The organism is Salinisphaera sp. (assembly GCF_035690525.1).
Lineage (GTDB): Bacteria > Pseudomonadota > Gammaproteobacteria > Nevskiales > Salinisphaeraceae > Salinisphaera.
In genome coordinates, this window is record NZ_DASSKM010000002.1 from 1 (window position 1) to 25216 (window position 25216).

At 66.3% G+C, this 25216-nt stretch carries 17 protein-coding genes, 1 pseudogene and 1 riboswitch; of the genes and pseudogenes, 6 read left to right on the forward strand and 12 right to left on the reverse strand.

Translation table 11 applies throughout. The features are described 5' to 3' along the window. Nucleotides 1–1520: pseudogene (locus VFJ08_RS00090) on the reverse strand (hypothetical protein); the annotation flags it as partial. Between the two features lie 311 nt (nucleotides 1521–1831). On the opposite strand from VFJ08_RS00090, the gene VFJ08_RS00095 reads away from it, so the two are divergent. Together VFJ08_RS00095 and VFJ08_RS00100 are read left to right on the forward strand one after the other, a co-directional pair. Beyond that, complete coding sequence (locus VFJ08_RS00095; protein WP_324993890.1) at nucleotides 1832–3376, forward strand: hypothetical protein; 1545 nt, start codon at nucleotides 1832–1834, stop codon at nucleotides 3374–3376. A 27-nt stretch (nucleotides 3377–3403) separates the two neighbouring features. Continuing rightward, nucleotides 3404–4243, forward strand: a complete 840-nt coding sequence (locus VFJ08_RS00100; RefSeq protein WP_324993892.1) for a symmetrical bis(5'-nucleosyl)-tetraphosphatase — start codon at nucleotides 3404–3406, stop codon at nucleotides 4241–4243. On the opposite strand, the gene crcB is transcribed toward VFJ08_RS00100, so the two are convergent. The 4 genes from crcB to VFJ08_RS00120 all read right to left on the reverse strand — a co-directional run bounded on the left by crcB (nucleotide 4230) and on the right by VFJ08_RS00120 (nucleotide 8341). Continuing rightward, the gene (gene crcB / locus VFJ08_RS00105; RefSeq protein ID WP_349256916.1) at nucleotides 4230–4646 is read right to left on the reverse strand and encodes a fluoride efflux transporter CrcB; all 417 of its coding nucleotides are present in this window, start codon (nucleotides 4644–4646) and stop codon (nucleotides 4230–4232) included. The genes VFJ08_RS00100 and crcB overlap by 14 nt on opposite strands. Before the next feature lie 237 nt (nucleotides 4647–4883). Continuing rightward, a riboswitch (Fluoride riboswitch) is annotated at nucleotides 4884–4949 on the reverse strand. A gap of 56 nt (nucleotides 4950–5005) precedes the next feature. Further along, complete coding sequence (locus VFJ08_RS00110; RefSeq protein ID WP_324993896.1) at nucleotides 5006–6220, reverse strand: MFS transporter; 1215 nt, start codon at nucleotides 6218–6220, stop codon at nucleotides 5006–5008. Next, nucleotides 6217–7200 carry a bile acid:sodium symporter family protein gene (locus tag VFJ08_RS00115; protein ID WP_324993898.1) on the reverse strand — a complete coding sequence of 328 codons (984 nt, stop codon included), beginning with the start codon at nucleotides 7198–7200 and terminating at the stop codon, nucleotides 6217–6219. Before VFJ08_RS00115 ends, VFJ08_RS00110 begins: the two co-directional genes overlap by 4 nt. A gap of 67 nt (nucleotides 7201–7267) precedes the next feature. Continuing rightward, entirely contained in the window at nucleotides 7268–8341 is a 1074-nt protein-coding gene (locus VFJ08_RS00120; RefSeq protein ID WP_324993900.1) for an NADH:flavin oxidoreductase/NADH oxidase, read from the reverse strand. A 213-nt stretch (nucleotides 8342–8554) separates the two neighbouring features. Here VFJ08_RS00120 and VFJ08_RS00125 point away from each other — a divergent pair, with 213 nt between their 5' ends. Continuing rightward, entirely contained in the window at nucleotides 8555–9829 is a 1275-nt protein-coding gene (locus tag VFJ08_RS00125; protein ID WP_324993902.1) for a PQQ-dependent sugar dehydrogenase, read from the forward strand. A 6-nt stretch (nucleotides 9830–9835) separates the two neighbouring features. Here VFJ08_RS00125 and VFJ08_RS00130 read toward each other — a convergent pair whose 3' ends face one another. Beyond that, complete coding sequence (locus tag VFJ08_RS00130) at nucleotides 9836–11380, reverse strand: NAD(P)/FAD-dependent oxidoreductase (protein WP_324993904.1); 1545 nt, start codon at nucleotides 11378–11380, stop codon at nucleotides 9836–9838. A gap of 233 nt (nucleotides 11381–11613) precedes the next feature. Between VFJ08_RS00130 and VFJ08_RS00135 the strand changes: the two genes are divergently transcribed. Beyond that, complete coding sequence (locus VFJ08_RS00135; RefSeq protein ID WP_324993906.1) at nucleotides 11614–13251, forward strand: multidrug ABC transporter permease/ATP-binding protein; 1638 nt, start codon at nucleotides 11614–11616, stop codon at nucleotides 13249–13251. Between the two features lie 209 nt (nucleotides 13252–13460). Here the strand turns inward: VFJ08_RS00135 and fhuB are convergent, their stop codons facing one another. The 4 genes from fhuB to VFJ08_RS00155 form a co-directional block, all read right to left on the reverse strand. Continuing rightward, nucleotides 13461–15422, reverse strand: coding sequence for a Fe(3+)-hydroxamate ABC transporter permease FhuB (gene fhuB / locus VFJ08_RS00140; protein WP_414707022.1), 1962 nt, complete (start codon nucleotides 15420–15422; stop codon nucleotides 13461–13463). Between the two features lie 8 nt (nucleotides 15423–15430). Next, nucleotides 15431–16462 (reverse strand): iron-siderophore ABC transporter substrate-binding protein, encoded by a 1032-nt coding sequence (locus VFJ08_RS00145; protein WP_324993909.1) that lies wholly within the window; start codon nucleotides 16460–16462, stop codon nucleotides 15431–15433. Nucleotides 16463–16576: 114 nt separating this feature from the next. After that, nucleotides 16577–17344: an ATP-binding cassette domain-containing protein gene (locus tag VFJ08_RS00150; protein WP_324993911.1), complete on the reverse strand. Its 768-nt coding sequence runs from the start codon at nucleotides 17342–17344 to the stop codon at nucleotides 16577–16579. A 341-nt stretch (nucleotides 17345–17685) separates the two neighbouring features. Then, nucleotides 17686–19377 carry a phosphoethanolamine--lipid A transferase gene (locus VFJ08_RS00155; protein ID WP_324993913.1) on the reverse strand — a complete coding sequence of 564 codons (1692 nt, stop codon included), beginning with the start codon at nucleotides 19375–19377 and terminating at the stop codon, nucleotides 17686–17688. Nucleotides 19378–19544: 167 nt separating this feature from the next. On the opposite strand from VFJ08_RS00155, the gene VFJ08_RS00160 reads away from it, so the two are divergent. Then, entirely contained in the window at nucleotides 19545–19844 is a 300-nt protein-coding gene (locus VFJ08_RS00160; protein ID WP_324993915.1) for a rhodanese-like domain-containing protein, read from the forward strand. A 151-nt stretch (nucleotides 19845–19995) separates the two neighbouring features. Further along, entirely contained in the window at nucleotides 19996–21042 is a 1047-nt protein-coding gene (locus VFJ08_RS00165) for a ketoacyl-ACP synthase III (protein WP_324993917.1), read from the forward strand. Nucleotides 21043–21068: 26 nt separating this feature from the next. Here VFJ08_RS00165 and VFJ08_RS00170 read toward each other — a convergent pair whose 3' ends face one another. Next, on the reverse strand, nucleotides 21069–23357 hold the full coding sequence (locus tag VFJ08_RS00170) for a TonB-dependent siderophore receptor (protein WP_324993919.1): 2289 nt from the start codon (nucleotides 23355–23357) through the stop codon (nucleotides 21069–21071). A gap of 174 nt (nucleotides 23358–23531) precedes the next feature. Next, nucleotides 23532–25001 (reverse strand): mannitol dehydrogenase family protein, encoded by a 1470-nt coding sequence (locus tag VFJ08_RS00175; protein ID WP_324993921.1) that lies wholly within the window; start codon nucleotides 24999–25001, stop codon nucleotides 23532–23534. Nucleotides 25002–25216: the final 215 nt, after the last annotated feature.

Here is a 25216-nt window from a genome sequence, read left to right on the forward strand (position 1 = left end):
CTCATCAGGCGCGCGAAGGCGCCGGGCGACAGCACGGGATGCTTGATTCTCGAGGCCGCATCGTCGGCGCTCGGCAAAACGAAGCAGGTCTCGAGGCCGTCGCGGGCGGCGGCCGTTTCGACCGATGGCGGTTCGTTTTCGTCCGTCGCCGATTGCAGCCGGTACCAGTTCGCATCTTCGACCCGCTCGACGACCGCCCAGCGCACGGGCAGTGCCGCGCGAGCGGCGATAGCCGGCAACCGGTCGACACAAAACACCATATCGCCGGGCGCGGGCGCATAACGCGTCAACGCTTCTGCCCAGACGGCATCGGCGCGCTCGAACGCGAACAACGCATCCGGCAGCGCCAGCATGAGTGGCACACGCGGCAGCTCCAGGGTGCGCCAATTCGCCTGCAGCGTGGTCAGCCGCCGCACCAGCCACCACACGATTTCCTCCGGGTCTTCGCGTCGGCGCGCATCGGTGGCGATGAACTCCTCGAGCGCGACCGGGTGGCCGGCGGCATCATCGCCGCGCACGAGCCGAACGATGCCGCCGGCGAGCAGCCCATCCGTGGCGCCCCGCCAAATCGGCTGGAAGCGCGGCAGGAGCTGGCCGAAGGGCAACGGTCCGTCGGTTTCGGGCTCGGCGTCCGTCTCGACCTCTCTATCGACCTCCTTATCAATAACCGGCCGCTCGTCTTCGGGCTTTTCATTCACCGTGGGCGCGGCCGGCGCCGGCGCTTGTTGTGTGCGGCGATCGGGCGGCGCGGTCGGCGCCGGCGCGGGACGCGCTTCGCCGTCTTGCATCGGTGCCGGCTTCGGCGGCTTGGTGCTGCGCGAACGGTCGCGATCGCCGATCGGCTGGAACGGCGCACCGGGGGCGCCCGGCGATCCGGCTTCGCCGCGCCTCGGGCCCGGGACGCCGTCCCGCGCGCCGGCGGGATTGCTTTGGCGCGCATCGCGCCCGCCGACGCTTTCGGCACGGCGCTTTGTCGATCGCGGCGACGACACCGCAGGCTCATCGGCCGCTATCGTCTTACGCGCGCGGCGCTCGCGTTCGGCGACAATGCCCCCGAACACCGACAGCAAAACCGTCAGCCAAAAGGCCGGCCCCGCCAATACGAACACCTTCGACCAGGGCACGCCGACGTGCGCCTGCGCGCCGCCGGCGATCGGGCGCGAAGTCTCGACGCAGAGCGTGCGATACAGCCAGGCCCGCCAGGTACGCGCGATCGACTGCGGGACCAATCCGTCCAACCAGCCCGACCATGCGCCGGCCGAGGCGAGGACACGACGATCCGCGCCGCGTACGGTCACGAACACCAGATCCGAGGACGATGCCGTAACCAGCCGATGCGCCACCTGCTGCAGATCCGATCCGGCGCGCATCGGCGTCATAGCGGCCGATACCTCGCCGATCGCGCCGTCCAGCGCCGCCCGGCGCGCGCCGGCGCCGAGATAGATCGCGCCGAGAATGCCGAGCAGCGCGACGATGAGGCCGCCGACGAGGCGGTTCTTCGACCCCCGATCCATCTTCATCGACGACCCGGACTATGCGCTATCGGCAACGCGCGCGCGCCTGCGTGGCAAACTGATGTTTTTTCGATACCGGCGCGAAATCGCCGTTCACCCCGTGCGGCGACCGGCCGGCCATTGGGCCGGCAATCGGGCCGGCGTGCGCCGAATGCTGCGGAGCCTGCCTTTATGTCCACTATCGATTCCTCGCGGCGCGGCGTTGCGCCGGCCGGCCCGGCGCGCTGCGGCTCCGGGCCGGGGCCTGGCCATCCACAACCGCGCCGTAGTGTACCCCTGGGGATTAATAGTCGCAGCCGCGAACGGTTACGGCAACCGTGAAACCGCGCATCCGGGTCTACGCGACGAGGATACCCGCCGTGCTGCTCGCCGCGGTTATTTTCGCCACCGGCGTCTGGCTGTTCGCGCGCCACATGCAGCTCGGCGCGATCACCGCCGACTGGGGCTGGCTTTACCGCGCCGGCCAAGTGATCCATACCCACGGCCTGCCGGACCACGATCTGTTCTCCTGGACGTTTCCCGATCGCCACTGGGTGCTCTATCAGTGGCTTTTCGAGGCCATAGCCGCCCCGATCTACGACCGGCTCGGTCTGGTCGGCAGCGTGTTCGGCGTCGACTTTCTCGGCGTGGCGACCTATGCACTGGTTCCGGCGCTGGTGCTGCGGCGCGACCGGGTGCATCCGGTCTGGCCCATGCTGATCGGCGCGCTGGTGCTGATACCGGTAAGCACAAACCTGGGCCTACGCCCGATGCTGGCAAGCAATATCGCCTTGCTTGCCCAGTATGTCGTCGTCCGGCGGCTGCGCGCCGACGCCACCACCCTGCCCCGCGCCGTGATCGCCATCGCGCTGATTTATGCGCTGTGGTCGAACATGCACCTCGGCTTCACGCTCGGGCTGTTCTCGATCGTCCTGTTCGCCGCCGGCGATCTGTGGACGCGCGCCCGCGACCGGGAAGCCGAGGCCTGCGGTCCGGCGACCTATGCGCTGCTGCTGATCGCGGCAGTGCTGGCAAGCGGGCTCAATCCCTACGGCTGGACCCTCTACGCATACATCGTGCATCTGTCGCTGGAAACCCGGATGAACGCGCATATCCACGAACTCATGCCGCCGCGGGCGGACAACGCCTATATGCAGGTGGGCGCCGCGCTGCTGGGGGTGTTCGCGCTGCTCGCGCTCACGTACCGCCGGGTGCTGAGCGCCGCCGAAATACTTCATGTCGCGGCCTTCGCCGCAGCGGCGTTCACCGCCATGCGCTTCGTGATCTGGGCGGGACTGTTCTATGCGCTGGTCGCGCCCCGTCTGATCGCATACGCCGCCGGCTGCTGGTCGCCGCCGCGGCTGCGCGCCGCGCTCGCCCCGCTCGACGGCCGCGGCCCACGGTTTATCGGTATCGCCGCGCTGTGCGCGCTCGCGGTGCTGATTATCACCGTCGGCGCACCGGCCGCGACTGGGCGCGCGCATCTGGCCGATTGCGCGCCGCTGCGCCGCGCGCTGGTCTATCTCGATCGCCACTATCCGCCGGGTACGCACTGGTTTTCCAGCGAAACCGCCGGCAGCTGTGCGCGTTTTTATACCCCCGAACGCCGGGTATTCATCGATACGCGCTTCGACATGTACCCCGAAGACTTCGTCCTGCACTGGTTTTTTGCTTATCAACACCGCAAGCACTGGCGCGCGCTGTTCGACCGGTGGGCGATTCGGGTTGTGCTGCTTGCGCGCGGCGCACCGCTGGTCGACGCCTTGCGCGGCGATCCCGCGTGGCGGCTGGTTTATCACGACCCCGACGCCCTGATTTTTGAACGGATCTCCGACCGGCGCGGCGCGCACGCTGGCCCGACGCGCGCGTCATCGGCAGACTGAGCCGGTCATTTTTCTTTTGCAGTCCGAGTGAGCATCTACGCCATCGGCGATATCCACGGCGCCGCCGACCTGCTGGACGCGCTGCTCGACCGGCTGGCCGCGCGCGGCCCGATCGAGCGGCTCTGGTTCGTCGGCGATCTGGTCAATCGCGGGCCGGATTCCGCCGCGGTGGTCCGTCGCGTCAAGGCGCTCGGCGACATCGCGATCACCGTGCTCGGCAACCACGACCTCAGCCTGCTGAGCCTGGCGACGCGCGGCGACGCCCGCCAACGCGCACCGGACTGTTTGCAACCGCTGCTCGCCGCCGACGATGCGCCGGAGTTGCTGGACTGGCTGCGCCAACGCCCGCTGATGCACCGCGACGCCGATCTTGGCTGGACGATGGTGCACGCCGGACTGCCGCCGTCCTGGAGCGTAAGCGAAGCCCTGACGTATGCCCGCGAGCTGGAAGCCGCGCTGCGCGCGCCCGATCACGCCGCGTTTCTGGCCCAGTTGTTCGGCAATACACCGAAGCGCTGGGAGCCGACGCTCACCGGCGCGGCGCGCCTGCGGTTCATCGCCAACGCCCTGACCCGGCTACGCTTCGTCGCGCCGAACCAGCGCCTGGACATGGACTATAAAAGGACACTGGCCGGAGCCCCGCCGCAGCTTACGCCCTGGTTCGCCGTACCCGGGCGCGCCAGCGCCGGCGAGCCGATCGTATTCGGCCACTGGTCGGCGCTGGAACGCGTCGCCTGGCCCGAACATCAAGTGTGGGGGATCGATACCGGCGCGGCCTGGGGCGGCCAATTGAGCGCGCTCGCGCTGTCGCGCCGCGAACCGGAGCTGATCCAGGTCGGCGCCGGCGAGCGCGTTACCGGTCTTTGAAACCGTACCCGCCCGCAAGCCGGCGAAACAGCAAGAACGCGGCCATGCCGAGTCCGGTCATGGCCAGCGAGCCGGCCACATGGATCACGATGCCGACAAAGCCCCAGAGAAACCGGCCGGCCAGCAACTCGCTGAATATTTCGGCCGAAAACGTCGAAAACGTGGTCAAAGCGCCCAGAAAGCCGGTGACGACGAACAAACGCCAAAACGACGGGAGTTGCGGCAATGCCGCGAAAACCGAGATCGCCAGCCCGATCAGGAACGCGCCGAGCAGGTTCGCCACCAGCGTTCCGAGCGGCAAATCCGGCAGGTACGCATTCAGCGCGACCCCCAGCCCCCAACGCATGTTCGCGCCGATGGCCGCGCCCACAGCGATCGCGAGAATCGAGTAGACGGCCGACATCGTCTTGTCCCGCTCGTATTCCGCGCCGCTCTCGGACTCGACGGTCTGACCCTGTGCATGCGGCTGGTCCGGATCGTATACCGAGGTCTCCTTGTTACGCCACGGCTCGCGGCTCATCGAACCGTCCACCCGGGCGAGCCGAGAACAGCCCCGATGCAGCCGCAGATTTCGCTCTTGGGCCGGTGTAATACGTCGATACAACAGAGATACAACACAGACTCCAACCTCCGGAACGTGGATCGGTCAGGAGTCATCAGCTTCGCCGGGAAGCAGTTCGAGGCGAACCCCATCGCCGTTGTTGTACATAAAAACTATGTCGATGAACCGCTGACACTGTCAAGCCTGAAGGCGGGTTCCGATCAGCCGGAGCGGCGCCGCTCGTCGCTCGCCAGACGCCTGAGCGGCAGCGCCATCATCAGGATGAGCAGACCGACCGCGACATAGCTCGGGCCGTAACCGATCCAGCGGCCGATCATGAGCCCGAGAATCGGCCCCAGCGCGCCGCCCAGGTCCGACGACCATTGGTACACCGACAGCGCCCGGCCGTGCGCATGCGCCGGCGCCACGTCGCCGAGCAGCGTGAGCATGGGAATGGTCAGGCCGCCCGCGCCGGCCCCGATGCACAGCAGGCCCGCGATCGCCAGCCCCAGATTGGCCGCCAAACCGAAAATGACGAAGCCGATCGCCACCCCGGCCATCGCCGGCAGCAACAAACGCGTGCGCGATGCCGAACGATCGAGATAGCGCCCACAGGCCAACGACGCCGACGCACGCGCGCCCATCAGCACCGCCATCAGCAGGCCGGCGCTGCCCTGGGCGCCGAAACCGAACACCAGCAGATGACGCGCATCGACCGCCAGCGCCACGGTCGCCAGCAGCACGCCGGACACCGCGAAAAACAGCAGCGCGTTGGCGGCAAAGATGATGCGCAGCGTCGACAGCGAGAGCACCTCGCCCCAGGCGGCCCGGCGCGACTCGGGCCGGCCCGGTCCTGGCCCTCGGCGTCGCTCGGCGTGCGCCGGCATCACGCCGGCCGCGCCGAGGGCCGCCGCCAAACTCAGCCCGGAGGCCACCAGAAACGCGGCGTTATCCGAGACTGTATCGGCGACCACGCCGCCGATCACCAGTCCACTGGGCAGACCCAGGCTGATGGCCGTGCGCACGCGCGCCGTCATGCCGGCCCGGGAACCGTCATCGCTGATCGACAGGACCGCGGCCAGCGTGCCGACCAGCAGCAACGACGAGCCCAGCCCCCAGATGATGCGCCCGGCCAGAAACCAGAGCGCCGGCCGATCGGCCGCGAGCGCAATCGAGTAAGCGCCGCTACCCACGGCTTCCAGCAACAGGCCGAAGGCGACCGGCCAACGCGCGCCAAAGCGATCGAGCAGCGAACCCGTGACCGGGTTGAATACCAGCCGCGCGATCCGGTTGGCCGACAGGATCAGCCCGATCATGGCCGCCGCGATGCCGAGCTGCGCGCCCACCACCGGCAGGATCGGAAACACCACGCCACCGCCCACGCCGCCGGTGAAGGCAATGGCCGCGATCGCCCAGCTACGCTGCCTGCGCCTCATCCGCGAATAGGCGCGCTGTCCGGCGCGTAGCGGGCCGCGCGACGCGCAAGCCCCGCGCACACGATCAGCTGGATCTGATGAAAGATCATCAGCGGCAGCACGATGGCGCCGAGCGCGCTGGAGGCGAACAACACCTTGGCGATGGGAATGCCGCTGGCCAGCGATTTCTTCGAGCCGCAGAACAACAGCACCAAAGCATCCTCGCGCGCGAACAGCGCGCGGCCGACGCCGTAAGTCAACGCGAGCGCAATCGCGAGCAGCACCGCATCGGCCACGAACAACCAGCCCAGCGCCACGAGCGGAATCTGATGCCACAACCCGTCGACCACCGAGGCCGAGAACGCGCCATAGACTACGAGCACGATCGAACCCTGATCGACGAACTTGACCAATTTCGGATGCGCGGCCACCCAGCCGCCGATCCAGGCCCGGGCGATCTGGCCGGCCGCGAACGGCACCACGATCTCACCCACGATATGCGCCACCGCCGACAGCGAGCTGCCGGCATGGCCGGCCTGGGACATGAGCAACCCGGCCAGCGCCGGCGTTAAAAACACTCCCAGCAGATTGGAGGCGCTCGCGCTGCAGACCGCCGCCGATACATTGCCGCCGGCAATCGAGGTGAAGGCGATCGACGACTGCACGGTCGAGGGCAGCAGGCAGACGAACAGCACCCCGGCGGCCAGCGCCGGCGTGAGCAGATCGGACAACAGCGGCTGCGCGGCCAATCCAATCGCCGGGAACAACACGAAGGTCGCGGCCAGCACACACAGATGCAGACGCCAATTGGACGCCCCGGCGATCACCGCCGCGCGCGAGAGCTTGGCGCCGTGCAGGAAGAACAGCAGCGCGATCGCGCCCGTGGTGGCGTGTTCGTAGACCGCTGCGGCAGCGCCGCGAATGGGCAGGAACGTGGCGAGCACGATCGCCGCGATCAGCGCGAGGATGAAATTGTCGGGTAAAAAACGCGGTCGTTGCATCGTGCAATCCTACCGGACACGAGGCCGCCGCCGCGCTCGCGATTCGCGCGGGCCCGGCGAAACGACGCTACTTGAAGGCGCGCTCGTACTGCACCGGCGGCGCCTGGCTGGCCTCGCCATGCAGCGCGCGCGACGCGGTCAGCGCAAAGTACGGGTCGCGCAGCATCTCGCGCGCCAGCAGCACACAGTCCGCTTGGCCGGAATGCACAATGTGTTCGGCTTGCACGGGTTCGGTGATCATGCCGACCGCGCCGGTGGCCAGTCCCGTCTCGCGCCGTACCCGGGCAGCGAATTCACTCTGGTAGCCCGGCCCGATCGGGATCTGCGCAGTCGGCGTGTTGCCGCCGCCGGAGCAGTCGAGCACATCGACGCCTTCGGCCTTGAGCCACACGGCCAGTTGTACGGTCTGTTCGATATCCCAGCCGCCGTCTTCCCAATCGCTGGCCGAGACGCGATAGAACAGCGGCTTGTTCTTCGGCCAGACTTCGCGCACCGCGCGCACGACTTCCAACGGTAAGCGGCAGCGGTTTTCCAGCGTGCCGCCGTATTCATCCTCGCGCTGGTTGGATAGCGGCGAGACGAACTCGTGCAGCAGATAACCGTGCGCGCCGTGGATCTCGATCATATCCATGCCGGCGGCATCGGCGCGCCGGGCGGCCGCCACGAAGGCCGCCACGATCTCCCGGATTTCTTCATGGGTCAGCGCATGCGGGGTCGGCGCCTGGTCGGAAAAGGCCAGGGCGCTCGGCGCCACGGTCTGCCACGCACCCTCGCCGGGCGTCAGCGCGCGGCCACCGTCGACCCACGGCGGACTGCAGGCGGCCTTGCGCCCGGCATGGGCCAGTTGCACCCCGGCCGCCGCGCCCTGGGCCCGGATGAAATCGGCGTTACGCTTGAATTGTACGATGTGGTCGTCGCTCCAGATACCCAGATCGCCGGGCGTGATACGGCCCTCGGGCGTGACCGCCGTGGCCTCCATCATCACCAGCCCGGCGCCGCCCACGGCGCGCGAGCCGAGGTGCACGAAATGCCAGTCGTTCGGATAGCCGTCCTCGGCCGCGTACTGGCACATGGGCGATACGAAGATCCGGTTGCGGAACGTGACGTCGCCGATGGTCCAGGGCGTGAATAGATCGGGCATGTACTACTCCTTAGGGGCGCGTCGTATTGCACGCGAGAAAGCGATTCCGAACTAGATCGGTACGCCCCCGCCCACTTCAAGATGCGCGCGACGCCAAATCTGCCTATCGACGCGATTGGCGCGCCGTACAAGCCGCGCATCGGGTTTATTGCAGATGACGCGCACGCCGGCGGCCTGCTATAAGCATGGATAGGTTTTGCGCAACATAAGCCGATGGGACGTCGATCGACCGCGACCTGGATGGGCGCTGCGTGCGTGGCGCCGCTGCTGGCGGTGTCCGTGGGCGCGGCCGCCGCCTGCGACACGGCCGGCCTGGACCTGCCGCCGCACTTCTGCGCCACGGTCTTCGCCAAGGACGCCCGGCAACCGCGGCATATCGCGGTGGCCGCCGACGGCACGCTCTACGCCAACCTCAATCACGGCGAAGGCAACCACAACCTCATGGCGCTGACCGACACCAACGGCGACGGCGTGGCCGATAAGCGCGCGCTGTTCGGTCGCGGCGGCGCCACCGGGCTGACGATACATGACGGCTGGCTGTACGCGGCCTCGACCGACGACGTGCGCCGGTATCGCATTGACGACAAGAACCAGCCGCGCGGCCCCGGCGAAGTCATCGTCACCGGTCTACCGGATCAGGACACCCACAGCGCGCGCGGTATCGCCGTGGACGACGCCAATCACTTGTATGTATCGATCGGCGCGCCGTCGAACGCCTGCCAGGAGGACGATCGGCAGCCGGGTTCGCCGGGCCAGGACCCCTGTCCGCTGCTCAAGCGCCAGGGCGGCGTATGGCGTTTCTCGGCCGACCAGCCGAACCAGAAATTCAGCGCCGAGCAGCGCTACGCCACCGGACTCCGCAATATGTTCGCGATGACCTGGGACCGTGCGCGCGGGCGTCTGATCGGCGCCCAGATGGGCCGCGACCAGCTTTCTGCACTCTGGCCGAAACGTTTCTCGACCGAGCAGGGCGTGAACCTGCCGGCGGAAACGCTGTTCAACATCGAGCACGGCAGCCATTTCGGCTGGCCTTACTGCTATTACGACGACACCGCAAACGAGTATCGCCTGAATCCGGAATACGGCGGCGACGGTCAAAAGATCGGCCGCTGCGCCGATTACGATAAGCCGATCGCGGCCTACCCGGCGCACTGGGCGCCGATGTCGGTGGTGTTCTATCACGCGGATGCGTTTCCCAAGGCTTACCGGGGCGGCGCGTTCATCGCCTTCCACGGTTCCTGGAACCGTTCGCCCGAGCCGCAGGCCGGCTTCCGGGTGATCTACCAGCCCTTCGAGAACGGCCGGCCGAGCGCGAACTACCAAACCTTCGCCGGGCCGACCGGCTTCACCGGCGAAGAGATCGTACGCTCGCCGGCCAATGCCGATCATCGGCCGGCCGGGCTCGCCGTCGGCCCGAAGGGCGCGCTCTACGTCAGCGACGATCAAGGCAGCACGATCTACCGGATCACCTACGGTGGCGGGCGCTAGTAGGCGCTAGGCCGCGCGATCGGCGGTGTGCTCACGCGCCGCGGCCGCGCTGTCGTACTCACCGGGACGGAACAACCACAGCCGTAGGCGGTACTCCCAGTTGAAGCCGGGATAGAGCGTGGTGTTCTTGCCGGCGTCGGTCAGATACCAACTGTTGCAGCCCGAGGTCCAAGACGTGTGCCGCATGCGCTTCTGGATGCCACGGTTGAAGCGATCCTGCACCGATTTCTTCACCATCAGCCATTTCAGATCATGGCGCGCGATATATCCGATCGCCTTGGCGATGTATTCCATCTGCATCTCGGTGAAAGCCAGCACCGACGTGTGGCTCGGCCCGGTGTTCGGCCCCATCAGGAAGAACATATTGGGAAAGCCCGATACCGCGATGCCTTTGTAGGCCTCCGCGCCGTCGCCCCAGGCCGTGTTCAGTTCGAGCCCGCCCAAGCCGGCGACCGGAAACGGCGCTGCCCCGGAGGGCACGTGGAAGCCGGTGGCACAGACGATGGCGTCAACCTCGATCTCGCGCCCGTCATTCGTGACCACGCCGTTTTCGGTGATCTGCGCCGGACCGTCGGCGATCAGTTCGGCGTTGTCGGCCTGGATCGCGGGGTACCAGTCGTTCGAAATCAGGATGCGCTTGCAGCCGATCGCATAGTCCGGCGTCACCGCGCGCCGCAGCTCGGGATCGGCCACCTGCCGGCGGATATGGCTGTTAGCGATCCGCTCGGCTTTTTTCTTGAAGAACTTGCGATCGGAGATGATGAACGGCGCGAATAGCTCGCTCATCCAGTAGATACGATAGCGGCGCTTGGCCAGTTTGTAGGATGAATCGCGGTATTCGGCCCGCTCTTTTTCCGGGATCGGCCGGTCCGGCTTGGGCATCACCCAGCTCGGCGTGCGCTGGAAGACCGTCATCTGCCCGGCGGCTCTTTGGATCTCGGGCACGACCTGGATCGCGGACGCCCCCGAGCCGATTACGGCGACCCGCTTGCCGGCGAGATCGTAGTCGTCGTCCCACTCGGCGGTATGCATGAGCTTGCCGGCGAAATTCTCCAGTCCCTCGATTTTCGGATAAGCCGGATCGGACAGCGCGCCGACCGCAGAGATCACCACCCGGGCGGTCAGTTGTTCGCCGCTATCGGTAGTCGCGTGCCAGATTCCGGCGCCCTCGTCGAAGCGCGCTTCGCGGATGGCGGTATTGAAGCGGATATGGCGATACAGATCGTATTTGGCGGCACAACGCTTGATATATTCGAGGATCTCCGGCTGCTGGCCGAAGGCGCGCGACCAGTTCGGATTCGGTTCGAAGGAGAACGAATACAGATGCGAGGCCACATCGCAGGCCGCGCCCGGATAGTGGTTGTCGCGCCAGGTGCCGCCCACCTCGTCGCCACGCTCGATGATCGTGAAGTTCTCGACCCCGGCCTTCTTGAGCTGGATCGCCATGCCGAGTCCGGAAAAACCGGCGCCGACGATGGCGATGTCCAAATCGGTATCGATCCGGCGCGAGGCCAGCGGGTTGAGTCGAGACAGCAGACTGATCGCGGCCATGACGGCCTCCGTCGAACGAATGGGCACCGGCGTTCACGCGCGCGGTGGTGCCGGAAACATAGCAACGCCCGCCAATTCTGACAAGACGACGTGTCAGAATTGGCCGAACCGCGCATGGTCGCGGCAACGGCAAAGCCGCCGCGAACGTCGTATCCTACGTCGTATTTGGCGCCCCGGCCGATCGCCCGGCCGTCCGCGCCGACCCGTCATCCCGTACGCCGCCGCCCGAACTCATGGATCTGATCCGCCTGATCGTTCGCGATTATCGCGCCCCTTTTGCCGGCGTCATGCTGGCCAGTCTGGCCAACGCCGGGCTCGGTGTCGGCGTGATCGCCTTCATCAACCAACGGCTGATCACGCATCAGAACGCCACGCTCTCCGCGCTGCCCCAATTTTTCGGCTTGATTCTGTTGCTGCTGGTGATCGCGCTTGTCGCCCAGCTCGGCTTGACCACGCTCGGCCACCATTTCGTCTTCGATCTGCGCTCGCGCCTGGTCAAGCAGATTCTGGATACCGATATCGCGCGCCAGGAAGCGATCGGCAGCGCGGCGCTCATCGCCGGCCTGTCGGCCGACATACGCAACGTCACCACCGCCTTCGTGCGCCTGCCCGAGCTGGTCCAGGGCCTGATTCTGAGCGTGGCCTGCGCGGTGTATCTGGGCTGGCTGTCGCTACCGCTGCTGCTGGTTACCGCGGCATGGATCGCGCTGACCATGGGCGTCGGCAATTGGCTGGTGCGGCGCGTCTATGCGCACCTCGCCCAGGTGCGCGAGGCCGAGGGCGCACTGTATCACGACTACGAAACGGTCATCCACGGCCGCAAGGAGTTGGCGCTCAACCGCGCGCGGGCCCGCGATCTGTACCAAACCCGCTACATGCACAACGCCCGGCGCTATCGCCGGCATATCATTCGCGCGGACACCTTTCATCTGTCGGCCAACAACTGGGCCAACATCATGATGCTGGGCGCGATCGGCCTGGTGTTCTTTCTCGCCGACGCGTTCGGCTGGGCCGATACCGCGACCGCCGCGACCTATGCCCTGACGCTGTTATTCCTGCGTACGCCCATGATCGGCGCGGTCGGCGCCTTGCCGACCCTGCTCGGCGCCCAGGTGGCTTTCAACAAACTCGCCGCGCTGGATTTGGCCGACTATCGGCCCGGATTCGATGACCGGCGCCCGGACGCCGACTGGCAGCGCATCCGCCTCGAATCGGTCACCTTCGCCTACGACACGGGTTTTGCCGTCGGCCCGATCGATTTTGCGCTCGAGCGTGGCGAGCTGGTCTTCATCATCGGCGGCAACGGTTCCGGCAAGACCACCTTCGCCCGGCTGCTCTGCGGGCTGTACCGACCCGCGGCCGGCCGGCTCGCGATCGACGCCCACAACGTGAGCGCCGACCGCGCCCGGCTGCGCCGCCTGTTTTCCTCGGTGTTCACCGACTTCCACTTGTTCGACCGCTTGCTCGGCGCCGACGGATCGTGCGCCGACGACGCGTTCATCGAGCACTGGTGCCGCCGGCTGCAACTCGACGGCAAGCTGTCGCGCGACGGCGTGGCCCTGCTCGACACCCAGCTTTCCCAGGGCCAACGCAAGCGCGTGGCGATGCTCGTGGCGCTCGCCGAAAACCGCGATATCCTGCTGCTCGACGAATGGGCCGCCGATCAGGACCCGATCTTCCGGCGCGTGTTCTACCACGAACTGCTGCCGGCGTTTCGCGAGCTGGGCCATACCGTGGTGGCGATCAGCCACGACGATACTTACTTCGCCGCCGCCGACCGCCTGCTGGAAATGCGCAACGGCCGGCTCGTCGAACTCACCGGCGCCGAACGCGACACCGCCAGCGCAGACGCTGTCGCCCGGATCAACTGACGGCGCTCTTTTCGAAAAAGCATTTGTCCGCAGATGGACGCAGATCCACGCAGATTTAAGACAGAAGACAATGCAGCGTCTTTCAGTCGGATCGACTGTCGCCAACCAGATCATTAACCTCGATGCAGCGTACGTCGCCAAGCCCATATCTGTGTCCTCTGCATCCATCTGAGGATCAATGGCTTGAAGAACGAAGCTGAACAGAGCGATCAGATCCGCCGCAGCCGCCACATGAAGTAACCGCCGCCGATCAAGGTGGCCACCAGGCCGGCCGGGATCTCCATCGGGAACAGGATTTCCCGTCCGACCCAGTCGGCGGCGATCATCAACAGCGCGCCGAAGGCCATGGCGCCGGCCATCTGTGTTCGCGCGCGCGCCAGCCCGGTCAGGCGCGCCAGATGCGGCGCGAGCAGACCCACGAAGGACAACGGCCCGACCACCAGCGTGGCCGCCGCGGTGAGCACCGCCACCAGGACGAGCAGTAACAGCCGGCTCGCCGTGACGTGCAGGCCGAGCGCGCGCGAAACGGGCTCGCCCAGCGGCAGCACATCCAACCATCGCGCCAGTGGCCAGGCCAGCGCGATCAGCACGACGCCCAGCACCGCGATCAATTCCGCCGTGTTCATGGTGACGTAATAAGTCGAGCCCGAGATCCAGGCCAGCATCGACTGGGTGCGCGGATCGTTGCCGGCCAGCACGATACGCTGGACCGCGCCGAAGGCGAACATCACGGCGATGCCGGTCAGAAGCAGTTGCTCCGGCTCGAAACCGGCGCGCGCGTTGATCACGATCAGCAGAATGAGCGTGGCCAGCGCGCCCGCCGTACCCGCCGCTAGCATGGCCGGCGTACCGGCCCCCGGCACGCACCAGAGCAGCGCCAACAAGCCCAAACCGGTGCCCGCGCTGACGCCCAGCACCTCGGGGCTGGCCATCGGATTGCCCGAAACACGCTGAATGATCGTGCCGGCCAGGGCCAGCAGCGTACCGGCCGCGCCCGCCGCCAACACCCGCGGCGCTCGCCAGGCTCCGGTTTCCGACCAGGGCAGCGCGAACGGCATATTCCAGCCATGCAGCCCGCGGCCGGCGAACAGCGCGATGATCGTCATAATCACCATGGCTATCGCGCACAGCCCGATCATGCGCCACGGCGCGGCCAGCCTTGGCGCCGGCGGTGCCGCGCGCGGCCGGGGCGCGCTGCGCCCGGCCGCCAGACGCGGCACGAGCCACAGCAGCAACGGCGCGCCGAGCGCGGCGGTGGTCGCGCCGGTGGGAATGAGCGCGGCGTGGGCTCCGGCGACGAGTTGGAGCGATAAATCGGTGGCCGCCAACAGCAGCGCGCCGAAGATCGGCGCCCAGATCAGGCGTGCGCCCAGGGTCCGCGCCCCGGCCAGGCGCATGATTGCCGGCGCGGCCAGGCCGATGAAGCCGATCAGACCCAGCGCCGAAACGATGCTGGCGGTGATGAACACGCCGAGCCCGAGGCTCGCCAGCCGGAGCCAGGCCAGCGATACGCCCAGATTGCGCGCGCCCGCCTCCTCCAGGTCGAGCAACGCCAGCGAGCGCGAGAGCAGGCCCGCGCCCAGGCCGGTGAACACCAGCCGCGGCGCGAGATAGACCGCATCTCCCCAGTTGTTCTGGGCCAGCGAGCCGGCGCCCCAAATCATCAGGCCGTGCAGTTTTTCCTGATTGAACAGGATCAGCGCCAGCGACAGCGCGCCCATGTAGAGATTGACCACCAGCCCGGCCAGCACCAGTACGGTGGGCGCCAATCCGCGCCGCCAGGCCAGCGCGAATACGAGCGCGACCGCGAGCGCGCCGCCGACGAAGGCGATCGCGCCGCGCCCGTAATGTATAAGCCCCGGCGCGAACAGTGTGGCCGCCAGCAGCAGCACCTGCGCGCCGCTGGCCACGCCGAGCGTGGTCGGCGCGGCCAGCGGATTGCGCAGGGTCTGTTGCATGAGCACGCCGGCCAGCGCCAGCCCGGCGCCGCCGAGCAGAGCGACCGTCAGCCGCGGCAGCCAACTGTAGTAGACCCGGATCTGCGTGATGGCATTCGGATCCGGATGAGTGAACGCGCCGATCCAGTCGCCCCCGACCACGGCGGACAGCGCGGCCGCGGCCAAGCCGGCGACGATCAGAGCGAGCAAGCCGCACAGGCGGGCCGGCGTCATCGCTATCGTCACGAGCCGCCCGCCGGCTGCCGCGGCCAGCCCAGCCCGCTTGCCGGCGCCGAGCGCAGCGCCCCGGCCACGAGGCGCGCGAACCGGCTCGCCGACGGCAGGCCGCCGAAACTCCAGACCTCGGGGATATAGACCACCGGTGCATTGCCCACCACGGGCAAACTCCGCCACAGCCGACTGGCCGCGATTTCGTCGGTCACGCCCACGGGCACCGGGCCCATCACCACGACCCGCCCGTTCTCGATCTGGGCCAGACGCGAGAGCGGCACCACCGCCATGCCCCAACGCGTGGTCTTGCCGTGCCAGGCGTTTTCCAGCCCCATGCGCCGCATGGTGGCCTGGATCAAGCTGCCCCGGCCGTAGATACGCACGTGCCGGAAATCGGCAAACTGCACCACAAGCAACGGCGCCGTGTTCGCCGGCAGCCGGGCCGCCGCGTCGCGAATGTTCTTCTTCGTGCGCCGGATCAACGCCTCGGCGGCTTCGGGCCGGCCGGCGATGCGGCCGAGCTTTCGCGCCGCGGCCACGGTGTTATGCCAGACCGGGCCGGGCGTGAAATAAACGTCGACCGTCGACACCGGCGCCACGCGCTCGAGCTTCGGCTCGATCGCGCGATACATTTCCGTGATCAGGATACGGTCGGGCTCGAGCTGCGACAGCAATTCGAGGTTGGGCTGCGCGCGCAGGCCGAGATCCCGGGTCTTGGCCGGCAGCGGCGGCGCACCGACCCAGGTGGCGTAGCCGGCCGTCTGGCCCACCGCGATCGGTGGCACGCCCATGGCGGTCAGATTCTGCGCGATGCCCCAGTCCAAGGTGGCCAATCGCGGCGTATTCTTTCCCGAGGCGTCGCTCGACGCGTCGGCGGCCGCGGGCCCGACCGCGCCGGCCATGAGCAGGAGCAGAAGCAAACCCGCCCCCAGGCCGACCCGCGCCACAAGGCGCGCGCAGGCGGCGGCGACCGCCCAGACGCCGGGCCGGCCGGGCCTCAGATGGTGTTTACAAAACGTAACGAGCGCAGTCAGTTCGGGCACGCCCGGAGCGCAGAAAGCGCAGCGTATGGATAATACGTGAGCATTTCGAGCACCGGACGGGGCCGAAATGGCAAGCGCAGTAGTTTTGTAACCACCTTTTTTGTAACCACCTTCTCACTGTACGACGGCGATCGGGTGGTGGTCGGTCGGATGGGACATCACGCTCATGCGGATGCCGTAGATGGCCTCGAGCATGGCGCCGTCCATGAGCTCGCCCGGCGTACCCTGGGCCAGCAGACGGCCGCCGCGCAGAGCAACGAGTTGGTCGCAATAACGCGAGACCATGTTGACGTCGTGCAGCACGATGATCACGCCGACGCCGAGATTGCGGCACAGCCCGCGGATCAGCGACAGCGTGTCCACCTGGTGCGCAATATCCAGCGCCGACAACGGTTCGTCGAGCAACAGGAAACGGCTACCCTGAGCCAGCAACATGGCCAGCCACACGCGCTGGCGCTCGCCGCCGGACAACGTATCGACCATGCGATCGGCGAATTCGGTGGTGTCGGTCAAGGTCATGGCGCGCTCGACCTGGGCCTTGTCCTTCTTCGACACGTGCCCGAGCAGGCCGTGCCAGGGATAGCGCCCGAAGGCGACCAACTCGCGTACGGTCAGGCTCGCCGCGCTCGGCAGATGCTGCGGCAGATAAGCGACATTGCGCGCGAATTCCCGGTTGCCCCAGTCGTTTACGGCGCGGCCGTTGAGGCAGATTTCGCCGCAGCTCGCGCACTGCTGGCGCGCCAGCAGCTTGAGCAGCGTCGACTTGCCGGAGCCGTTGTGCCCGATCAGCCCGTAGACTTTGCCCTGGTCGAATCGCAGATCCGATGCCTCCAGGAGACAGCGTCCTTGCACCTCGAACCGGCAGGCATTGACTTCGAACATCGACTTCTCCGACTAGGGCCTGTTGCCGTCTCATACGACGCCGCGCCGGCGGCCATTTGCCGCAAGACAAGGCGCAGCGGGCGTACGGTAGTCATTCTACCGTAGCGCGCTGCAACGCCGGATTGCGGCAAATGGCCCCCGGCCCTTCGGGTTGCGGCCCCAAATCGCGCCATCCGGCGTTGCAGAGCTTGACCGCAGAATGACTGCGGTCGGCGCCCTGCGCCTTGGCTGACACGATTTGGGTCGCAACGCGGGGCCGGATGAGACGGCAACAGGCCCTGAATGCTTGGCGCGCGCATCGTGTTTGCACGCGCCGAGAATAAGCCAGATACGAATGAGTATCAATGAGGGCTTTTTGCACCGGCCTTGCCGCGACAGCCCGCGAGCAGATCCAGCTTCGGCTGATAGACATCGGCCCGCACGTCCATCATGCCCATCACGGTCGAGAACAGATTGTCCTGGCCGACCCGCTGCCCGGTGATCTTTTTCAGACAGGCCGGCGACAGCCCGTTGTCGCGCCGCCAGTGGTCCGACAGCCACAGGATCATCGGGATATGCGTCTGCTCGGACGGCGCCAACATGTAGGGAAATCCGTGCAGATAGATGCCGTCCTCGCCCAGCGACTCGCCGTGATCGGAGAGATAGATCAGCGCCGTATCGGCGTCGGGCTCCTTCGTCTTAAGTATGCCGATCAGCGATGCCACCACGTGATCGACATAGCGCACGGTATTGTCGTAGCTGTTGGTCAGCTCCCGGTTGGAGCAGTTCTGCGGCCGGTTGGAATGACAGGTCGGCGTGTATTTTTTATAAGCGTCCGGGTACCGCCTGAAATAACTCGGCCCGTGGCTGCCCATGGTGTGCATCACGAGCAGCAGATCGCCGGACGTGGCATCGATTCGGTCAGCCAAGCCGTGTAGAAAAACGCCGTCCAGACAATGGCCGTCGCCGCAGACCCCGGGAATACGCATCTTGCGCATGTTTTTCGTCGGCACCCGGTCGCACACGCCCTTGCAGCCGCCGGCCTGGTTGTCTTCCCAGCGCACCGTCACGCCTGCGCGTTTCAACACGTCGAGCAGGTTCTCGGTGTAGCCGGCGGCATCGGTATCGAAATCGGCGCGCGATTTGGCCGAGAACATGCACGGCACGGATACGGCGGTGGATGTACCGCAGGAGTGGGCGTCGGGAAAATTCAGCAGATTGCCCACCTTCGCGAGCTCGGGCGTGGTGTGACGGCGATAGCCGTCGAGCCCCCAGTCCGCGGCGCGGGTGGTTTCGCCGACCACCACGATCATGATCTTGCGCCGCGAGCGCGGGTCGACCGCGGCGGTGCGGTGGGCGTCGGCGCCGATGGTCACCAGCGGATGATCGGCCGCCGCGACCTTGCCGCGCGCGAGCTTGGCGGCCGAATAGATCGCATAAGTCGGGTTGATGTACATGCGCAGTTCGCGATGCTCGCGCAGCGTCAACGAGAACTGCTTGTAATGCGAGGCCAGCGCGCCGATCGAGACCGCCGCCAGCACCAGACCGAACGCGATCCGGATCAGTCCCTGACGCCACCAGACAGCGCGCTTGATGCGCACCCAGCCGACGAACGCCGCCGGCAACAACCCGAAGGCCACGATGTGCCAGACCAGCGTGAAATTGAACAGGCCCTCGGCCTCGGCGGTATCCGTGTCCAGCGTATTGAGCAGCATCGTGTCGTCGATGACCACGCCGTAGGTCTGCATGAAATAACCGACCACCGCCGCCACGAGCAGCAACACGATCAGAAACGGCTTATAAAGCCAGCGAAAAGCGAACACCGACATCATCAGCGCCAGCGTGCTGACCAGAAACACGGCGGTAGCCGCGGCAAAACCCAGCCCCGCGCTGCTGCCCACGCGCGAGACCGAGGCCAGGTCGTGCCAGAACGCAATATTGTCGAAACCGATGATGAAAGCGGCCGCCAACAACGTAAGCGCCGGCACGCCCAGAACCGGGCGCGGGCACCGGCGGCGTAAGGATACGGGGTCTTGCGAGCGGGAAACGGCCATGCGCGGCTGGCATTATTCGGGACAACGGCTGGCGAATTTTGAAAAAACCGCCGTAACCGGAACGTAAACCGCGCCCCATACGCCGTGGCTACCTTCTTGCCGGGCCCGACTTGATTCGCCCGCGCAAGACACCAATTAACGGAGATCGAAACGCACGGAGAGCCTGCATGATCGATCATCACGAAGCCCGCGAGGCGCAGCAAAACGGCGCCACCCTGGTGGATGTGCGCGAGCGCGACGAATGGGAGGCCGGGCACGTGGCCGGCGCCGTGTTGCACCCGGTCACGCGGATCGCCAGCGATCCGGACATCGATATGGCGCCCGATACGCCGGTCGTGACCTACTGCAAGGCCGGCACCCGGGCCGAACGGGCCGCCGAAGTGCTACGGGCCGCCGGTTACGCCGATGTCCGCGCGATGCGCGGCGGTTTCGACGACTGGCGCACGGCCGGATACCCTACGGAATAGGCTTCGCCTGCGTAGGCGTTGACGTCGCAGGTCATGATCCGGATATTGTGCTTCTTTGAAGAGTCGTGCCGACCGGTTCGGCGGGACGATGCGCGCCGGCGGCCGGTCTGTGACCGACCGCCCCACCCGTTCATGCATAAAGCGAGGTCCGATGCCTGCTGTCATTGACGCGATCGAATACATGCTGCCGGCGCGCACCGAATCGATCGAGGAAATCGCCGCGCGTTTTCCCAACTGGCCACTGGAGCGGATCGCCGAAAAGACCGGCATCCGCGCCCGTCACGTGGCCGGCGACGACGAATGCGCCTCCGATTTCGGCGTGATCGCCGCCGAGCGACTATTCGAGACGACCGGCATCGACCGCGGCGAGATCGACTATCTGATCTTCACCACGCAAACGCCGGATTATCTGGCGCCGACCACCGCTTGTTTGGTGCAGCAGCGGCTGGGGCTGGCCCGGCACATCGGCGCGCTGGACATCAACCTGGGGTGTTCGGGCTATATCTATGCGCTCGGCATGGCCAAGGCGCTGATCGAATCCGGCCAGGCGAAGCGCTTGCTGCTGATTACGGCGGATACTTACAGCAAGTTCGTACATCCGGGCGACAAGAGCGTACGCGCGCTGTTCGGCGACGCCGCCGCGGCCACGCTGCTATCCGATCGCGCCGCCGAAGGCGAGCCCCGAATCGGCCCGTTCGTCTACGGCACCGACGGGGCCGGCGCCAACGATCTGATCGTGCCGACCAGCGGCATGCGCCAGCGCGCGGCCCACCATCCGGCCGAGGAATACACCGACCGGCACGGCAATGTGCGTTCGGATCAGCATATCTTCATGAACGGCCGGGCGGTGGTGGAATTCACGCTGCGCGAAGTGCCGAAAGCGGTGCACGAGACCTGCGAAAAGGCCGGCATCACGCTGGATGACGTGGACGCGGTCGTGCCCCATCAGGCCAGCGCCATGGTGCTGGACGGCATCCGCTCGCGGCTGCAACTGCCGGAAAAGAAATTCGTGGTCTGCATGGAAGACATCGGCAACACGGTGTCGTGCAGTGTGCCGATCGCGTTGAAGCGCGCCGCGCTTTCCGGCCAGATCGGCCCCGGCGCGCTGGTGCTGCTGGTCGGCTTCGGCGTCGGCCTGTCCTGGGGCGCCACCCTCGTGCGTCTGCCGTCGGACTTCGTGCTGAGCGCACAGGATTAGATTAGATCTCGCCCAACTCGCCTCGCTCAATCGAAGTTGAAGGTCGCGGACAGTTTGAACGTGCGCGGATCGCCCTGGGTGAGATAGTTGGTACTCGCGATGCGCCGCACCGATGACCAATAGTCCGTGTTCGCCACGTTTTCCACATTGGCGCGCCAGACGATGTTCCGGCCGTCCTCGCCCCAAGGCATTTTGTAGCGCAGCCCCAGATCGACCCGGGTCCAGGCGTCGAGCTTGAGCCGGTTGGCCTGATCGGCGTATTGCGAGCCGGTACGGATCACCCGCGCATTGACATGCCAGCGCGGCGCGCCGGGCAGCCGCCAGTCGCCGGTAAGCGCCAGGCGGTAATTGGGCACGCCGACAGCGTCGTTGCCGTTGTACCGGTCATTCGGCGTTTGCGTCAGCTCGGGATCGATATAGGTCGCGCTAACCAGCAGACGCAGACGTTCGGTCGGCTTGCCGTGCACGTTGAGTTCGATCCCGCGGTTGCGTTGTTCGCCGAAATAGCCGTAGGTATTGGTGCTCGGATCGAGATAGGCGTTGGGCTTTTTGATCTCGTATGCGGCGAGACTGCCGCCGATCTTGCCGAAATCGAACTTCGCGCCGATCTCGTTCTGTTTGGCGTGCAAAATCCCCAGCGTGCGTCCCGGATCGGCGGCCCCCGGCGGCGCGGCATCGCCGGGCTGTAGCGCTTCGATATGATTGGCGTAAACGGACAACCACGCGCTCGGTTTGTAGACGATGCCGTAAGCCGGCGACAGCCGGTGCCCGGTGATCGGCTCGCCGCTCGGCGCACCGGCTTCGGTGTAGCTGTAATTCTGCACCGACAGGCTCTGATAACGCGCGCCAACCGTGATCAACAGCCGATCGTCGAACAGACCGGCGGTGTCCGACAGCGCCCAGCCGTCGGCGCGGGTGCGGCTGTTTACATAAGGATGGTCGAGATTACCGACAACGGCGGTGGTGGGCAGGCCGTCGATGACGGGCGGATCGTAAATATTGGTCGCAACGCTGTCGGACAGGCTGTAGGCGCTGTCGGCACGCTGGTAGTAACCGGAATAACCCAGGTTGATCTGATGGCTGACCGGGCCGGTATTGAAATCGCCGCGCACCCCGGCCTGGCCCGCGTAGGTATTGGACGGCCGCACGACCGTCAACCGCGACACGGTCGCGTCGCCCGGCCGATAATCCGCGCCGCCGGGCGCGCTCAGCACGGGCTGTCCGTAGTCGCCGGTCTCTTCGGTATGATTGCCGCCGAACGCGGCATAGACCGTCCAATCGTCGGTGACATCGAATTCTCCGCGCAGCATGCCGAATTCCGATTCCAGCTCGGTGTTGGCAAAAGCCGGCCAATAATTGGTTTCGGCATCCGGGGCCTGGGGAATGGCGCGCACGCCGCCGACCCGCACGGTGGAACGGCCATGCTCGATATGTTGGCGTTGGTAGCCCAGATCCAGCGAGCCTCTAACGCGATCGCCGCGATAATCCAGCGCGACCGCGGCCGACGTATCGTTGGCATTCTCGTCGTCGATGGCGGTATCGCCGTTTTCATGCTGGAGATTGACCCGCACGCCGTACTGATCGTCGTCGCCGTAACGGCGGCCGATGTCCAGCGACTGCTCGAACTGTGAATCCGAGGCATAACCGAGCTCGAACCGGGTAATCGGCGCGTCGGTCGCCCGCTCGGGTTCCAGATTGACCGCGCCGCCCACCCCGGACGCGCCCGGACCGACGCCGTTGGCAAATGCGTTGGCCCCGCGAAACAGCTCGACCCGGCTGACGAAGTTGGTCTGCACGATCTGGCGCGGCAGCACCCCGTACAAACCGCCGAAAGACACATCGTCGCCGTTGAAGTTGAACCCGCGGATCTGGAACGTTTCGGCGAAATTGCCGTATCCCATGGAACTCTGGACCGAGGCGTCGTTGATCAGCACGCCGGCTACGGTATCGTCCTGCTGGTTGCGCATCAGCTGATCGGTATAACTGACGACCGAGAACGGCACGTTGGCGGCGTTCTGTTCCCCCAGAATGCCGATGCGCCCGCCGGCGGCGACTTGACCGCCGGGGTACGGGGCCGGCACCTGATCGCCACCGGCGACGCGGCCGTAGACCTCCACGGTATCGAGCCGGGTTTGCGGGCCTTGGCCGGCCGGCAAGACAGCGGCGCTGGCGCTCTGGCTAGCGGCGGCGGCCGGCGCGATCGGTGCAGCCGGTACAACAGCCTTGGACGTGCCGTGGTCGTCATGACCTGACGATGCGGCCGAACACGGCAGACACGCCGCGCCGAGCCCCATGCCGAACATTGTTCCGGCCATTCGTAGCCGTTGCTTGGACGCGCCGACCCTGCCCCGCGCTTGCTTCATTGCCTGTCCCCGTCATGGCGGCGCATGCGCCGGCGTGATCGGACGGCCCTGCGCCGTCCTTTATGAAGGCAGGATTTTAATGATAATAATTCTCATTTGCAAGCCGAGACCGGATCATGTTCTGCGTTATTGCAATGCTTCGAGCGCGGCCTTGGCGCCGTGCTCGTGCAGCCGCCGTAGCGTCTCGGTATAGGCAGCGACGAAGCGCTCGTCGTCGACCAGATCACCGAACACCTCGCGGTTTTCGATGAACGCGGTCGGATTGTCGCGATTATGCCGGGCGATGGCCGTCAGTTCATCGGCCAGACGATCGACGATCTCGATCGGCTCGCCGGCCTCGTCCGTACCTTCGGCATAACGCGCCCAACTGGCGACCACGGCCGCCGAGCGATGAATTTCGCCGCCCGCGGCCAGCTGTTCGCGCACAACGGGCAACAGCCATTTCGGTATGCGGTCCGACGATTCGGCGCATAACCGGGCCAGCGTGTCGCGAATCTCCGGGTTGGAGAAACGCTCGATCAGCGTGCGCTTATAGTCCTCGAGATCCACACCCGGCACGGGCGCCAGCGTGGGCTGGCCTTCGCGGGTCATGTAGTCCATGAGGAAATCGGCGAGCAGACGATCCTGGCAGGCGTCGTGCGCATAGCGATAGCCGGCCAGATAACCGAAATACGCCAGCGCCTGATGGCTGGCGTTGAGCAGACGCAGCTTCATCAGTTCGTAGGGCATAACGTCGTCGACGATCTGCACGCCGACCTCTTCGTAAAGCGGCCGGCCGATGCTGAAGTGATCCTCGAGCACCCACTGGGTGAACGGCTCGCAGACCACCGGCCAGGCATCCTCGATACCGAAACGCTCGGCTATTTCGGCGCGGTCGTCGTCGGTGGTCACCGGGGTGATGCGATCGACCATCGAGTTCGGAAACTGCACGTTGGCCACGATCCATTCGCCGAGTTCGGCATCCTTGGCCTTGGCATAGGCTGTGAACATCTTTTTGGCGACATCGCCGTTGCCCTGGATGTTGTCGCAGGACATCAGCGTGAACGGCGCGATGTTTCGATCCCGGCGCCGGCGCAGCGCCTCGGTGACAAGCCCGAACGTCGTTTTAGGCGCCGCGCCGTGTTCCAAATCGTGCTTGACGTCCGGATTGTCGAAGTTGAATTCACCGGTCACGTGATGGAAGTTGTAGCCGCCTTCGGTGACCGTGAGCGACACGATACGGGTGGTCTCGGCCGCCATGGTCTCGATCACATCCTCGGGATCGTTGGGCGCGAACTTGTAATCGACGATCGAACCGATGACGCGCGGCTCGTAAGTGCCGTCGGCATGCTTCAAAACCAGCGTGTACAGACAGTCCTGGGCGGCCATGACATCGGCCATGCGCCGATCGGACGGCATGACGCCGACGCCGCAGATACCCCAGTCCAGCGCGGCGCCGTCGTTCATCAAGGTATCGAGATACATGGCCTGATGGGCGCGGTGGAAACCGCCGACGCCGAAATGGACGATACCGGTGGCGACCTGGCTGCGGTCGTAGCCCGGTTTGGGCACAGAGGCGTCGATCTCGGCGAGTGCGGCGTTATTCAGTGCGGGCATGAAAATCTCCCTTGGTGCGACGCGCCTCCCCCGCTGGCGCGCCGGCATTCGGTTTCGTGATCTTATTTCGGATCAGTGTTTGTGGTCGTCGGCGACGCCTGAATCGATACCGATCAACGCGGCCTCGGATTCCGGGTCGAACAGATACAGCTTGTCGGGCATGCAGGTCAGCGTGACCTCGTCGCCCATCGCCACCTGCTGATGCGGCTCGATTT